The organism is Caulobacter soli, assembly GCF_011045195.1.
GTDB lineage: Bacteria > Pseudomonadota > Alphaproteobacteria > Caulobacterales > Caulobacteraceae > Caulobacter > Caulobacter soli.
This window is the reverse complement of sequence record NZ_CP049199.1, coordinates 4,652,429-4,666,284: the sequence shown is the minus strand read 5'-3', so window position 1 is coordinate 4,666,284 and position 13,856 is coordinate 4,652,429. Positions and strand designations below refer to the sequence as shown.

15 protein-coding genes are annotated in these 13,856 nt (G+C 69.8%); 7 read left to right on the top strand and 8 right to left on the bottom strand.

All coding sequences use genetic code 11. The features are described 5' to 3' along the window. Nucleotides 1-3 precede the first annotated feature (3 nt). From G3M62_RS21675 to G3M62_RS21655, 5 genes are all read left to right on the top strand, one after another. Nucleotides 4-522: a hypothetical protein gene (locus tag G3M62_RS21675; protein WP_165190619.1), complete on the top strand. Its 519-nt coding sequence runs from the start codon at nt 4-6 to the stop codon at nt 520-522. Continuing rightward, the gene (gcvPA, locus tag G3M62_RS21670) at nt 523-1,869 is read left to right on the top strand and encodes an aminomethyl-transferring glycine dehydrogenase subunit GcvPA (protein ID WP_165190618.1); all 1,347 of its coding nucleotides are present in this window, start codon (nt 523-525) and stop codon (nt 1,867-1,869) included. Beyond that, nucleotides 1,866-3,437 carry an aminomethyl-transferring glycine dehydrogenase subunit GcvPB gene (gene gcvPB, locus G3M62_RS21665; protein ID WP_165190617.1) on the top strand — a complete coding sequence of 524 codons (1,572 nt, stop codon included), beginning with the start codon at nt 1,866-1,868 and terminating at the stop codon, nt 3,435-3,437. Before gcvPA ends, gcvPB begins: the two co-directional genes overlap by 4 nt. 133 nt (nt 3,438-3,570) lie before the next feature. After that, nucleotides 3,571-4,002, top strand: a complete 432-nt coding sequence (locus tag G3M62_RS21660) for a hypothetical protein (RefSeq protein WP_165190616.1) — start codon at nt 3,571-3,573, stop codon at nt 4,000-4,002. Next, nucleotides 3,999-4,442 (top strand): hypothetical protein, encoded by a 444-nt coding sequence (locus G3M62_RS21655; RefSeq protein ID WP_165190615.1) that lies wholly within the window; start codon nt 3,999-4,001, stop codon nt 4,440-4,442. Before G3M62_RS21660 ends, G3M62_RS21655 begins: the two co-directional genes overlap by 4 nt. A 236-nt stretch (nt 4,443-4,678) precedes the next feature. Here the strand turns inward: G3M62_RS21655 and G3M62_RS21650 are convergent, their stop codons facing one another. From G3M62_RS21650 to G3M62_RS21630, 5 genes are all read right to left on the bottom strand, one after another. Next, nucleotides 4,679-5,188: a F0F1 ATP synthase subunit B gene (locus G3M62_RS21650; protein ID WP_165190614.1), complete on the bottom strand. Its 510-nt coding sequence runs from the start codon at nt 5,186-5,188 to the stop codon at nt 4,679-4,681. A 10-nt stretch (nt 5,189-5,198) separates the two neighbouring features. Continuing rightward, nucleotides 5,199-5,735 (bottom strand): F0F1 ATP synthase subunit B family protein, encoded by a 537-nt coding sequence (locus G3M62_RS21645; RefSeq protein WP_165190613.1) that lies wholly within the window; start codon nt 5,733-5,735, stop codon nt 5,199-5,201. A 106-nt stretch (nt 5,736-5,841) separates the two neighbouring features. Further along, complete coding sequence (locus tag G3M62_RS21640; RefSeq protein ID WP_018061086.1) at nt 5,842-6,069, bottom strand: F0F1 ATP synthase subunit C; 228 nt, start codon at nt 6,067-6,069, stop codon at nt 5,842-5,844. A gap of 50 nt (nt 6,070-6,119) precedes the next feature. Then, nucleotides 6,120-6,890, bottom strand: a complete 771-nt coding sequence (locus G3M62_RS21635; protein ID WP_165191404.1) for a F0F1 ATP synthase subunit A — start codon at nt 6,888-6,890, stop codon at nt 6,120-6,122. Nucleotides 6,891-6,915: 25 nt separating this feature from the next. Further along, the gene (locus G3M62_RS21630) at nt 6,916-7,299 is read right to left on the bottom strand and encodes an AtpZ/AtpI family protein (protein WP_165190612.1); all 384 of its coding nucleotides are present in this window, start codon (nt 7,297-7,299) and stop codon (nt 6,916-6,918) included. Nucleotides 7,300-7,710: 411 nt separating this feature from the next. Here G3M62_RS21630 and G3M62_RS21625 point away from each other — a divergent pair, with 411 nt between their 5' ends. Both G3M62_RS21625 and G3M62_RS21620 read left to right on the top strand, forming a co-directional pair. Continuing rightward, complete coding sequence (locus tag G3M62_RS21625) at nt 7,711-8,040, top strand: DUF6481 family protein (protein ID WP_165190611.1); 330 nt, start codon at nt 7,711-7,713, stop codon at nt 8,038-8,040. 76 nt (nt 8,041-8,116) lie between these two features. After that, on the top strand, nt 8,117-8,911 hold the full coding sequence (locus tag G3M62_RS21620) for a TSUP family transporter (protein WP_165191403.1): 795 nt from the start codon (nt 8,117-8,119) through the stop codon (nt 8,909-8,911). A gap of 125 nt (nt 8,912-9,036) precedes the next feature. Here G3M62_RS21620 and smc read toward each other — a convergent pair whose 3' ends face one another. The 3 genes from smc to G3M62_RS21605 are packed head-to-tail and all read right to left on the bottom strand — an operon-like array spanning nt 9,037 to nt 13,758. Further along, the gene (gene smc / locus G3M62_RS21615; protein WP_165190610.1) at nt 9,037-12,483 is read right to left on the bottom strand and encodes a chromosome segregation protein SMC; all 3,447 of its coding nucleotides are present in this window, start codon (nt 12,481-12,483) and stop codon (nt 9,037-9,039) included. Between the two features lie 13 nt (nt 12,484-12,496). Continuing rightward, nucleotides 12,497-13,123: a DsbA family protein gene (locus G3M62_RS21610; RefSeq protein ID WP_165190609.1), complete on the bottom strand. Its 627-nt coding sequence runs from the start codon at nt 13,121-13,123 to the stop codon at nt 12,497-12,499. Then, nucleotides 13,120-13,758 carry a DsbA family protein gene (locus G3M62_RS21605; RefSeq protein ID WP_165190608.1) on the bottom strand — a complete coding sequence of 213 codons (639 nt, stop codon included), beginning with the start codon at nt 13,756-13,758 and terminating at the stop codon, nt 13,120-13,122. The genes G3M62_RS21610 and G3M62_RS21605 overlap by 4 nt, the downstream gene beginning before the upstream one ends. Between the last annotated feature and the right edge of the window lie 98 nt (nt 13,759-13,856).

The window sequence follows — 13,856 nt, the reverse complement described above, 5'->3', positions numbered from 1 at the left end:
GCCATGGTCCAGGTCTTCCTCCACAACTCGACCCTGACGCCGGCTCCGGCGGCCTATCAGGCGGCGGTGGTGGAAGTCCTGGTGGCGGCCGAAACGACGATGGGCACCGATGGCGAAGTGATCCGGGAAGGGCGCGTGGTGCTCTTCCTGGATCTCGATCCGCAGGACGACATCGCCGTGATCGAGTTGGGCGAGGCGACGGACGAGGTCTGCGACCTGGTGTTCGACCTGGCCCAGGCCACCGCCTCGTTCGTGCTCGCGACCGGCGCGGTCTGCGCGGTTCCCGCCACCGGCAAGGTCTTGCCCGGATGGGCCCTGGGAGCCTGGGAGACGCCCGAGCCGAGCGATCGCGCCGGCTTTCGCGACTGGCTGATCAGCGTGGTCGAGGACGCCGACGCCGAGACCGCACGGGAAGACCAGGTCGCCACGGCCGTCGAACACGCCCGGGCCGAGCGTGACGCCGCGCCCCAAACCCCTTTCTTCAAACGCCTGACGGACGCCCTTTTCGGAAAGTCGATCTAGATGCGCTACCTCCCCCTCACACCCGAAGATCGCGCCGACATGCTCGGCGTCATCGGCGCGGAGTCGATCGACGACCTGTTCGTCGACGTGCCCGCCGACGCCCGTCGCGCCGAGCCGGTCGACCTGCCGTTCCATGCCGGCGAGCTGGAGGTCGAGCGCGAGATGCTGGGCCTGTCGCGCCGCAACCACTCGGCGTCGGAAGGCCCGTTCTTCGTGGGGGCGGGGGCCTATCGCCACCATGTGCCGGCCACGGTCGACCACATCATCCAGCGGTCGGAATTCCTGACCAGCTACACGCCCTACCAGCCCGAGATCGCCCAGGGCACGCTGCAGGTGCTGTTCGAGTTCCAGACCCAGGTCGCGGCGCTAACCGGCATGGAAGTGGCCAACGCCTCGCTCTACGACGGCTCCACCGCCGCCGCCGAGGCGGTGATGATGGCCGCCCGGATCACCCGCCGGAACAAGGCCGTCCTGTCGGGCGGCGTGCATCCGCACTATGTCGGCACGGTCGAGACCCTGGCCCACGCGGCCGGCGTCGCCACCGACCGCCTGGCCGTGGCGATCGACGCCGAGGACGCGGTGATCGCCGCCATCGACGCCGACACCGCCTGCGTTGTCGTCCAGACCCCCAACGTGTTCGGCACCGCCACCGACGTGACCAAGATCGCCGCCGCCGCCCAGGCCGCCGGCGCCCTGCTGATCGTGGTCACCACCGAGGCCGTCTCGTACGGCCTGCTGAAGTCGCCCGGCGAGATGGGCGCCGACATCGTCGTGGCCGAGGGCCAGTCGATCGGCAACGGCCTGAACTTCGGCGGACCCTATGTGGGCCTGTTCGCCTGCAAGGAAAAATACGTCCGCCAGGCGCCCGGCCGGCTGTGCGGCGAGACCGTCGACGCCGACGGTCGTCGCGGCTTCGTCCTCACCCTGTCGACCCGCGAGCAGCACATCCGCCGCGACAAGGCCACGTCGAACATCTGCACCAACAGCGGCCTGTGCGCCCTGGCCTTCAGCATCCACATGAGCCTGCTGGGCGAGAAGGGCCTGCGCCAGCTGGCCCTGGTCAACCACCAGAAGGCGGTGAAGCTGCGCGACGCCCTGGCCGCCGTGCCGGGCGTCGAGATCCTGACCCCGCGCTTCTTCAACGAGTTCGCGATCCGGCTGCCGCGCAACGCCGCCGAGGTGGTCGAGACCCTGGCCGGCAACGGCCTGCTGGCCGGCGTGCCGTTCTCGCGCCTCGACCCGGCCGCCGGCCTGGACGACGTCCTGCTGGTCGCCGCCACCGAGACGACGCCCGACAGCGACATCGTCTTCTTCTCCAAGGTCCTGTCCAAGGTCATCGGCCAATGAGCATGAACAACGTCGGACGGCCGACCCGTCCCGAAGCCGCCAGCGCCGACCTCGGCGGCCATGAAACCCTGACCGGGGCCCGTGGTCTGCTGCAGGACGAAGCGCTGATCTTCGAACTGAACGCCTGGGACAAGACCGGCGTCGACCTGCCGGACGCGCCGCCGGCCGACGACCTGGGCGACCTGGTCCGCACCGCGCCGATCGGCCTGCCGGGCCTGTCGGAGCCGGAAGCGGTGCGCCACTACGTGCGCCTGTCGCAGAAGAACCACGCCATCGACCTGGCGCTATATCCGCTGGGCTCGTGCACGATGAAGCACAACCCGCGCCTGAACGAGAAGATGGCGCGCCTGCCGGGCTTCTCCGACATCCACCCGCTGCAGCCGCAGTCGACGGTGCAGGGCGCGATCGAGCTGATGGACCGCCTGGCCCACTGGCTGAAGACCCTGACTGGCATGCCAGCTGTCGCGCTCAGCCCCAAGGCCGGCGCCCACGGTGAACTGTGCGGCTTGCTGGCCATCCGCGCCGCCCACGAGGCGGCCGGCAACGGCCACCGCAAGACCGTGCTGGCCCCCACCAGCGCCCACGGCACCAACCCGGCCACGGCGGCCTTCTGCGGCTACACGGTCGTCGAGATCGCCCAGACCGACGACGGCCGGGTCGACCTGGCGGACCTGGAGTCCAAGCTTGGTGACCACGTGGCCGCCATCATGGTCACCAACCCCAACACCTGCGGCCTGTTCGAGCGCGACGTGGTCGAGATCGCCCGCCTGACCCACGCGGCGGGCGCGTACTTCTACTGCGACGGCGCCAACTTCAACGCCATCGTCGGCCGGGTGCGCCCGGGCGACCTGGGCGTCGACGCCATGCACATCAACCTGCACAAGACCTTCTCGACGCCTCACGGCGGCGGCGGTCCGGGCGCGGGTCCGGTGGTGCTGTCGGCGGCCCTGGCCCCGTTCGCCCCCACGCCGTGGATCGTGAGCGGCGAGGACGGCTTCGCGCTGGTCGAGGAGGCCCAGGGCCCCGCCGCCCAGGCCTTCGGCCGGATGAGCGCCTTCCACGGCCAGATGGGCATGTTCGTGCGCGCCTACGCCTACATGCTCAGCCATGGCGCCGACGGCCTGCGCCAGGTGGCCGAGGACGCGGTGCTGAACGCCAACTACATCAAGGCCCGCCTGAGCGACCTGATGAGCCCGGCCTTCCCGAATGGCCCGTGCATGCACGAGGCGCTGTTCGACGACGCCTGGCTGGAAGGCACCGGGGTGACCACGCTCGATTTCGCCAAGGCGATGATCGACGAGGGCTTCCACCCGATGACCATGTACTTCCCGCTGGTGGTGCACGGCGCGATGCTGATCGAGCCGACCGAGACCGAGAGCAAGCAGGAGCTGGACCGCTTCATCTACGCGCTTCGCGCCTTGGCGGGCGCCGCCAAGGGGGGAGACGTCGACCGCTTCAAGGGCGCCCCGTACCACGCGCCGCTCAAACGTCTGGATGAAACCCTGGCGGCGCGTAAACCTCGTCTGAGGTGGAAACCTGTGGCCGCCGCGCCACTGGCTGCGGAATAGAGGCCACAGTCAGCAAAAGCGACAACGGGGCGCCTTTACGGAAGGGCGCCCCGTTCTCATATCGGGTTATGTGAGCCGAGGGGCCGGTCTGTCGCCGGGATCAAACGGACCACGGAACCCGTTTCTTCCTGCCATGAACCTCGCTCTCGCCATGCCGCCCGTGCGCTTCTCCGTCGCCGATGAACTCGCCCGCGAGCTTCTCGGGCGGATTTCGCGCATCGTGCTGGTGACCCTGGGCCTGATCCTGGTGGTGGCGGGGATTCTGATCGCGCCGCTGCCCGGTCCGCTGGGCGTGCCGGTGACGGTGGTCGGCCTGATGCTGGTGCTGCGCAACTCGTTCAAGGCTCGCAAGCAGTTCGTGCGCTTCCAGCACGCCCACCCCAAGCTGCTGTTCCCGCTGCGTCGCCTGCTGCGCCGCGAGCCGGAAGTCATGCCGGTGGCCTGGCAGCAGGTTCTGCGCATGGAGCGCCTGGTCCTGCCGCGCAGCTGGCGCCGGGCCAAGCGCTGGCGCCTGTCGGTCAAGCGTCAGTCCCTGAAGCGTCAAGCGCTCAAGCGGGGCTCGTGAACTCGCCGGCTGATACGCTCGCCAGACTGCCTTCGAGGCTCTACCGCCGCCGTCGTCGTCTGGCCCTCGTCCTGCGGGAAACCGCGGGGCGCGTGGCCCGCTGGGCGGCGCTGGCCTTTGGCGTGCTCGTGCTGCTGGCCGGCCTCGTCCTGACGCCCCTGCCGGGGCACCTGGGCCTGCCGCTGCTGGTCATCGGGCTGATGATCGTGCTGCGCAACTCGTTCCAGGCCAAGCGCCGCTTCCTGCGCTGGCAGCGTCGCCACCCCAAGGTGATCTTCCCGATCCGCCGCCTGATGCGTCGCGAACCGGAGATCATGCTGGTGGCCTGGCAACAGCTGCTGCGGTCCGAGAAGCTGTTCCTGCGCAAGGCGTCCTGGCGGGTGCTGAAGCGCGGCCGCAAACACGTCAAGCGGCGCTGGCTGAAGAAGCAGCCGGTTTAGCGAGCCGACGTCCCGAGGTCCTCCCCCTGTGGGGGAGGTGTCGGCGAAGCCGACGGAGGGGGGAGTGATCGGCAGGCGGCCAGACCTGCGATCGACGCCCTACAACTCCCCCCACCGATCGCTGCGCGATCGCCTCCCCCACGGGGGGAGGGCCTTTACGGCCGACCCCGCTCAAAGAAAAAGGGCGCGCCCCTCGCGGAGCGCGCCCTTCTGTCTTTATCGCCGATCTGAATCCGCTATTGCAGCTTCGAACCGATCTGGCTGATGGCCGTGTCGACCAGGCCGTCCGACGCGCCCGAGGCGAGGCGGGCGACCAGGACCTGCTCGGCCGCCTGGGCGGCGAGGTCGACCGCGGCCGACTTGACGTCGGCGGCGGCCTGGGCCTCGGCCTGGGCGATCTTGCGTTCGGCCATTTCGGCGCGGCGCGTGATCTGCTCTTCCAGCTTGGCCTTGGCTTCCGACGCGATCAGCGCGGCGTCGGCCTGGGCGGCTTGGATCATGCCGGCGGCCTGACGCTCGGCTTCGTCCCGTTGAGCCTTCACCTCGGCGAGCAGGGCCTGGGCCTCTTCCCGCAGCTGGTGAGCCTCGTCGAGTTCGGCTTGGATCTTGGCCGCGTGGGCGTCCAGCGCGCCGAACAGCGCGCCCGGCAGGACCTTGAGCACGACCAGCAGGCCGATGAACAGGGCCAGGCCGATCAGGACCCACAGCTCGGGATTGGCGAGATCGAAGAGGGCTTCGTGTTCCATCGTCGTCTCCTTAGGCCAGCGAGGCCTTGAGCTCGGCGGCCGAAGCCGCCTTGCCCGTCAGCTTCTCGACGATGGCGCCGGCCGTCTCCGAGGCCACCGCGCGGACGTGGCCCATGGCCTCGTCGCGGGCGGCCTGAATGCGGGCCTCGGCGGCGCTGAGCTTCTCAGCCAGCGCGGCCTCTTCCTTCGCCTGACGCTCGGCGGCTTCGGCCGAAGCCTTGGCCTTGGCGTCCGCCGCGGTCTTCTGGGCCTTGGCGCGAGCCTCGGCCACCTCGGCCGCGGCCGCGCGGGCCTGGACCTCGGCTTCGTCCTTCAGACGACGGGCGTCGGCGATGTCGCCGGCGATCTTGGCCCCGCGGGTCTCGATCGCGCCGCTGACCCGGGGCAGGAGCACCTTGGACAGCACCGCGAAGAGGACGGCGAAGATGAGCAGCAGCCAGACGATCTGGCCGCCCCAGTGCTGGAACTGCAGCTGGGGAAGCCCGCCGCTTTCCTGCCCGTGGGGGGGCTCAGTCGACTCGACCGTGCCGTGATGTTCCGTCGCCATGGGCGAAGAAGCCTCTTTAGGTTGGAGCATCCTCAAGCGAGGAGAACGCCCGAAGAACAAGTCTGGAGCGCCGTGGTCCAGAAGGACCGCCGGCGCGCCAAGGTTTTTACTTCGAGAACAGGATCAGGAAGGCGATGACCAGGGCGAAGATGCCCAGGGCTTCGGTCAGAGCCATGCCCAGGAACAGCATCGGACGCTCTTGAGCGGCGGCGGTCGGGTTACGCAGGGCGCCTTGGAAGTAGTTGCCGAACATGATGCCCAGGCCGATGCCCGCGCCGATCATGCCGAGCATAGCCAGGCCGGCGCCGATGAACTTAGCGGCGGAAGCGTCCATGATTGAGACTCCTTGGGAAGTGATGTGTTGGTTGAAAGACTAAAGGTTGATCAGTGGCTGTCGAGGTGCACGACGTCGTTCAGATAGACGCAGGTGAGCACCGCGAACACGAAGGCCTGAAGGAAGGCCACCATGAACTCTAGGGCCGTCAGGGCGACGACGGAGGTCAGCGACAGCAGGCCCACCAGCCAGTAGGCCGGGGCCATGGCCAGCAGGATGGCCACGAAGGTCGCGAAGATCTTCAGCACCACGTGGCCGCCCAGCATGTTGCCGAACAGACGAAGCGCCAGGGTGATCGGGCGGATCAGGAACGAGATGATCTCGATCGGGACCAGCAGGAAATACAGCGGCCACGGCACGCCCGACGGGGCGAACAGCTTGAAGAACTTGAAGCCGTTCTTGACGACGCCGACGGTGATCACCGTCAGGATGACCAGCACGCCCAGGGTCAGGGTCACGGCCAGCTGCGAGGTCGAGGTGAAGCCCAGGAAGTTGCCGGTCCAGCCGAACAGCATGCCTTGCAGGTTGGCGAACAGCACGAAGGCGAACAGGGTGAAGACGAAGGGCAGGTACTTCTTGCCGTCGTGGCCGATGATCGACTCGGTCAGGCCGTCGACGATGCCGTAGAGCATCTCGCCCACGGTCTGCAGGCGGCCGGGAACGACCGCGCCTTTGCCGGCGAAGGCGTAGAAGACGATGATCAGGGTGGCCGACAGCAGCATGGCCGCGATCGAGTTGGTGATCGACAGGTCGATCGCGCCCAGGCCCGGGACAGTAACGGACGGCAGCTCCACGATCTTTTGGATCATGAACTGGTGCATCGGGTCGATCGGCGTGGCCAAGGCCCTAGTCTCTCTTCTGCTTGGGGGCGGTAGACCCGCCTCCCGTGTCTCCGTCAGCCTGCCCCTTCGAGGAGGACTGGGCTGACGCCTGCGCGCTCAATTTTGTCGCCTTGCGGACGACGATGTAGATCGAAGACCCCATGCCGATCAGCAGACCGCCGACCATACCCCAGGGCCCCGTGCCGGCGTAACGGTCGAGCAGCCAGCCGAAGCCGAGCCCTACCAGAACGCCCCCGATCAGATCCGCCAGCAAACGATAGCCGTCCTGGGACGATTTCTCGTGCTCGGCGCGTATCGGCGCTTCCGCCGCTCTTCGCGCCTCGAAAGCGTCGAGCCGAGCGTCCAGGCTTTGCGGGGCCTTGTCGTTCGGTTCGTCGGCCTTGGGCATGGGAGCGGTCAGGTCCGAAAACGCCCGCGGCCGCCCCAATAGAGGCGGATTTCCGGCCGGCTTGATCGCGGCGGAACCTATAGGGCGCGCTGCGGTGCGTCAAGGTTGGGTGGGTTGCCGTCAAGTTGCCGTTTTATAAGGAGTTTTCGCGATTTGCGCCGCCATGTGGCGGAATTCGCGCGCCCTTACGTGATCGGAGGCGTCAGGTTCCGCCAGGGCGATGAGGGCCTCGGGGGGCTTTACGCTTTCCCGGCGGTTGGAAGCGCCCGGGCGCCGTGGTCGATCGAATCGGAAAGCCGCCCGATGAAACGGGCCCGCGTCCATTCGCCCAGGAGACGGCGAGGGATGATCAATTGCTTTTTCCGGCGTTTTGGGGTCTTAGGAGCGCACTTTCCACCAACCAGAAGATTCATGTCGCACCTGAAGAACACCGGCTTCGCCGATCGCATCACCGCCGCCGCCGAAGCCAAGAAGGCCATGCTGGCCAAGATGAAGGTGAAGCCCACCATTCAGGACCCCAACTTCGAGCAGCGCCACGCCGAGCGCGAAGCCGAGCTGGAACGGGTCCGCGCCGAGCGCGCCGCGATCAAGGAAGCCGCCCGTCAGGAAATCCTGGCCCGCGAAGAGGCCGCCCTCGCCGAGAAGCGCGCCGAGCGTAAAGAGCGCAAGGCCCTGACCGCCGCCGAGCAGAAGGCCGCTCGCGACGCCAAGTACGCCGCCCGCAAGGCGCGCCAGAAGTAATCCACGACCTAGTTGCTCGCTCATCGCGTGGTCCCGGCCCGTCTCGAGGGCGGACCGCGCGAAGGGCTTGAGTAAGATGCACGTCGATTTCGCCCTGCTGGCCACCATGTTCGCCGTGGCCGCGATCGCCGGGGCGTTCGACGCCATCGCCGGCGGCGGCGGCCTGCTGACCGTGCCGGCCCTGCTGCTGACCGGCATGAGCCCGGTCATGGCCCTGGGCACCAACAAGCTGCAGGGCGCCGTCAGCGCCATCTCCTCCACCAGCGCCTTCGCCCGGCGCGGCCTGATCGACTGGAAGACCGCCCTGCCGGTCGCCGGTTGCGCCGCCGTCGCCGGCCTGTGCGGGGCCCTGTGCGCCAGCCTGCTGTCGCCCCGCGTCCTGGCGGCCCTGGTGCCGATCCTGCTGATCGTCATCGCCCTCTATTTCGGCTTCTCCAAGGGGCTGAAGAGCGAGGACGTCCATCCGCGCCTGACCCTGCCGGTCTTCGCCTTCTGCGTGACGCCGCTGGTCGGTTTCTACGACGGCATCTTCGGGCCCGGGGCAGGGGCCTTCTACATGGTGGCCATCGTCACCCTGCTGGGCTACGGCGCGCTGAAGGCCACGGCCCACACCAAGCTGGCCAACGCGGCTTCGAACCTAGGCAGCCTGTCGCTGTTCGTCCTGAAGGGCGCGGTCGTCTGGCCGATCGGCCTGGCGATGGCGGCGGGGGCGTTCATCGGGGCCCAGGTCGGCTCGCGCCTGGCCATGCGGTTCGGGGCTGGGCTGATCCGGCCGTTGCTGGTGGTGATGTCGTGCGCCATGGCGGTGAAGCTGCTGAGCGACCCGGCCAATCCGCTGCGGCATGCGGCCGTCGGGTTTTTCGGCGGCTAACACTTGCCCCCTACGGACCGCTTCGCGGTCGTCTTCCCCCACAGGGGGAAGAGCGCTCCGCCCCCTATGGGGGCGGACAGACCGCGAAGCGGTCAGGCGGGGGCAAGTGCGTGAGCCGCTGAGCCCTACTGCGCCGCCACCAGCTGCTCGGCCGTCGACAGATCCACGCTCACCAACTGGCTCACGCCCCGCTCGGCCATGGTCACGCCGAACAATCGGTCCATCCGGCTCATCGTCACCGGGTTGTGGGTGATGGCGATGAACCGCGTCTTGGTCCGCCGGCGCATCTCGTCCAGCATGTTGCAGTAGCGATCGACATTGGCGTCATCCAGCGGCGCATCGACTTCGTCCAGCACGCAGATCGGGGCCGGGTTGGCCAGGAAGACGCCGAAGATCAGGGCGCTGGCGGTCAGGGCCTGCTCGCCGCCGCTCATCAGGCTCATGCTGGCCATGCGCTTGCCCGGCGGACAGGCGAAGATCTCCAGCCCCGCCTCCAGAGGGTCGTCGCTCTCGATCAGTTTCAGCTCGGCCTGGCCGCCGCCGAACAGGGCGGTGAACAGGGTCTGGAAATTGGCGTTGATGATGTCGAAGGCGGCCAGCAGGCGCTCGCGGCCCTCGGCGTTCAGCTCCTCGATGCCGGCCCGCAGCTTGCCCACCGCGCCCGACAGGTCGGCCCGCTCGGTGCGCATGGTCTCCAGGCGCGCGGCGTATTCGTTGGCCTCTTCCTCGGCGCGCAGGTTCACCGGACCGATGGAGTCGCGCTCGCGTTCCAGCGCGAACAGGTGCGCCTCGACCCCGGCGGCGTCCTTGGGCACGGCCACGGCCTCGCCGGCCACGTGGCGGCCCAGCTCCTCCGGCTCCATCCGGGCTTGTTCGCGGATGGCGCCGGCCACCTCGGCGAAGCGGTCGCGGACGGCGTCCAGGGTGGCGACCAGGGCGGCGCGCTTTTCGCGGGCTTCGGAGGCGGCCTGCTCGGCGGCGCGAGCCGCGCGGTCGGCGTTGAGGCGGGCGGTCTCGGCGGCCTCCAGGGCGTCCGAGGCCTTGGCCCGGCGATCCTCGGCGGCGGCGAACTGCTCGACGATGATCACCAGCCGGTCGGCCAGCACGGTCGGCGCCTCGCGGGCGGCCTCCAGGGCGGCGGCGGCCTTGACCCGGTCGGCGTCCAGGCTGGTCTCGCGCTTGGCCGAGGCCTCGCGGCGCTTGGCCCAGTCGGCGTGGTCACGCTCCAGGCTCTCCAGGCGGCGGGCGCGGCTGGCGGTTTCGCGGGTTTCCTGGTCCAGGGCCGAGCGGGCGGCGGCGGCGACTTCGCGGGCGGCCGTGGCGGCCTGGCGGGCGGCGGCCAGTTGGGGCGCCAGGTCCGCGGCGCTCTCGGCCCCGGCGCTCTCGGCGCGGACGGCGGCCAGGGCGGTGTCGGCCTCGACACGCTCGCCTTCGAAGCGGGCGATGGTGTCGTCCAGCGACTGGGCGCGGGCCTCGCGCTGGGCGGCCTCGCGCTCGTAGCGGGCCACCTGCTCGCGGGCCCCGGTCAGCAGGCGCTCGGCGTCGGGCGGACCCCGGCGTTTATCCCGCAGGGTTTCCTCAGCGGCGCGCAGAGCGTCGGCGGCGGTCTTCAGGGCGGCGGTCGCGGCCTCGGCGCGGGGCGTGACCTGGTCGATCTCGGTCTCGACCTCGGCCAGGCGGGTGCGCTGTTCCAGGCGGACGGCCGCCGGCTTGGGGGCGTCGGCGCGGGCGACGAAGCCGTCCCAACGCCACAGGTCGCCTTCCTTGGACACCAGCCGCGCGCCCACCGGCAGGCCCTTGGCCAGGCGGTCGCCGTCGCCGCGCGCGACCACGGCCACATGCGACAGGCGGGCGGCCAGCTCGGGCGGGGCCTTGATCAGCGGGGCCAGCGGCGTCGCGCCTTCGGGCCAGCTCACCGTCTTGGCGTCAGCCCCCGCCCAGAACGAGGCGGCGCGGGAATCGAGGGCGGCTTCCAGGTCGTCGCCCAGGGCGGCGGCCAGGGCCGCGCCATAGCCCTTCTCGGGCGTCACCGCGTCCAGGGCCGGCGAGAAGCCGCTCTTGGCGCGCGGGGCGGTCAGCTGGGCCAAACCGCGAGCTTCCGTGCGCAGGCGACCCAGCTGGTCCTCGACCTTTCGGGCCAGGTCGCGGGACTGGGCCTCGGCGGCGGCGGCCTTGACGCGGACGGCTTCGGCTTCTTCCAGGGCGGCGCGGGCGGCGGCCAGGCCGGCCTCGGCGTTGGCGAAGCGCTGGCGGGCCTCGGCGGCGGCCGGATCGACCACGGGACCGACGGCAGCGCGCTCGGCCTTGGCCTGGTCCAGGGCGCGGACGGTGCGGGCCAGGCGGCTCTCGGCCTCGGTCAGGCGCTGGGCGGCGGCGCGGGCTCGGGCGTCCTCGGCGGCGGCGCGGGCGGCCAGCTGCTCGACCTCGCCATCGGCCTTGGCGCGCGCTTCCTCGGCGGCCTTGGCGGCGGCGGCCAGTTCCGGACCGCGAGCCGGCGCGGCGGCGATCTGCGCGCGCAGCTCGGTCAGCTCGGCGTCGGCGCGGGCCAGGGCCTGGACGGCGTCCTGCAGGCCTTGCGCCTCGCGGGCCCGGTCGTCGTCGATGCGGGTCAGGTCGGCCGACAGTCGCTCATATTCGGCCTTGGCGGCTTCGGCCTCGCGCTCGGCCCGGTCCTTCTGGATGGCCAGCTGGCCCAGGACCGCCTGGGCGATCGAGGCCTCCTCGCGCAGCGGCGGCATGGCGGTCTCGGCCGCCAGGATCGCGGTCTGGGCGGCGGCGGCGGCGCGCGCGGTCTCCTCGACGGCGCGGGCCGCTTCCGTCGCCTCGGTCTGGGTGCGGTTGAGGTTGTCGCGCGCCTCGGTCCAGCGGGCGTAGAGCACCGCCCCCTGCACGGCCCGGATCTCGGCCGACAGGCGCTTGTACTTCTCGGCCTGCCGGGCTTCGCGGCGCAGGCGGTTCAGCGCCGTTTCCAGCTCGCGGGCCACGTCTTCCAGGCGGGAGAGATTGCTCTCGGCCGCCCGCAGCCGCAACTCGGCCTCGTGGCGACGGGTGTGCAGGCCCGAGACGCCGGCGGCCTCTTCCAGGATGCGGCGGCGGTTTTGCGGCTTGGCGCCGATCAGCTCGCTGATCTGGCCCTGGCGGACCAGGGCCGGCGAGTTGGCGCCCGTCGAGGCGTCGGCGAACAGCAGCTGGACGTCGCGCGCCCGCACTTCGCGGCCGTTGATGCGGTAGGTCGAGCCCTCGCCCCGGTCGATGCGGCGCACCACCTCCAGCACCGGATCGTCATTGAACTGGGCCGGCGCGGTGCGGTCAGCGTTGTCGATGGTCAGGGTGACGTCGGCGTGGTTGCGGGCCGGGCGATTGCCGCTGCCGGCGAAGATCACGTCGTCCATGCCGCCCGCGCGCATGGCCTTGGCCGAGTTGGCGCCCATCACCCAGCGCAGGGCTTCCAGCAGGTTGGACTTGCCGCAGCCGTTGGGCCCGACAATGCCCGTCAGGCCCGGCTCGATCCGAAACTCGGTCGGTTCGACGAAGGACTTGAATCCTTGCAGGCGCAGGCGCTGGAACTGCACGTGCGCCCTTCCTCTAACCCTTGGCCGCTTTGGCGATGGCCGCGGCGAAGGTCTCGATCGGCTGGCCGCCCTCGATCCGCTCGCCATTGACGAAGAAGGTGGGGGTGACCTCGATCTTGTCGCGCGCGGCGGCCTTCTCGACGCGGGCGTTGACGGCGTCCAGCGCCGCCTTGTCCTGCAGGGCGGCGGTGAACTGGGCCTCGGTCAGGCCGAAGCTCTTGCCGATCTTCAGCAGGCCGCCCCAGAGGTCTTCGCTCTGGTAGATCGCGTCCTGCTGCTTGAAGACCGCGTCGATCACCTCGAAGTACCTGGCCGGCCCCACGCGCCGGGCCAGCAGATAGCCGGCGGCGGCGAACTGGAAGGGCTGGGTCAGGAACTCGCGGAACACGTACCGGACCTTGCCGGTGTCGATGAACTGGGTCTTGAAGGCCGGGAAGACCTCGTTGTTCCAGTGGGCGCAGTGGGTGCAGGCCAGCGAAGCGTACTCCACCACCTGCACCTTGGCCTTGGGATTGCCCAGGGCCATGTCGCCGTCGGCCGGCGGCAGGGCCGCGGCGCGCGCGACCGTTGGCAAGGCGGCCAGGGTCAAGCCCGAGGCCGCCAGGCCGGTTCCGATCAGGGCGCGCCGGTCGAGGCTCATTTCGCGGCCGCCTCGGCTTCGGCGATGGCCGCGTCCAGCTGGGCCAGCGACTGCTCGCCGCCGTCCTCGCCGCCGGCCTTCTTGCCGTTGATGATAAAGGTCGGGGTGCCGGTGATCTTGGCGCTGGCCTGGTACTTCTCGACCCGGGCGTTCAGGTCCTTGAGGCTCTTTTCATTGGTCACGCAGCTGGTGAACTGGGCCTCGTCCATGCCGGCCGACTGGGCGATGCGCAGCAGCACGCCGCGATAGTCGCCGGTGGTGAACATCTCTTCCTGCGAGTGGTAGACGCTGTCGATCACCGAGAAATATTTGTCCTTGCCGGCGCAGCGGGCCATCAGGAACGCGGCCGAGGCCACCTGCACGGGCTCGGTCAGGAACTCGCGGTAGACGTAGTTCACCTTGCCGGTGTCGATGTACTTGGCCTTGAAGGCCGGGAAGACCTCGTTGTTCCAGCGGCCGCAGTGGACGCACGACGCCGAGGCGTACTCGACGACCGTGACCTTGGCGTTGGGATTGCCCAGCGACATGTCGTCGGCCGTGGCGGTGTCGCTCTTCTTGCCGCAGCCGGCGAGCGCGACGCCCAGAGAGGCGGTGAGGGCGACGGCGGTCAGGAGCCGGCGGGTCAGCGGACGCATGTGATCTTCCCTGGGATAGGCGTGAACAGTGAAGTTAAGCGCGATTCTTTAGTCGCGTGAAAAGGGCGCGGGTAAGGCGTTGCATCAGCCTATCGAAC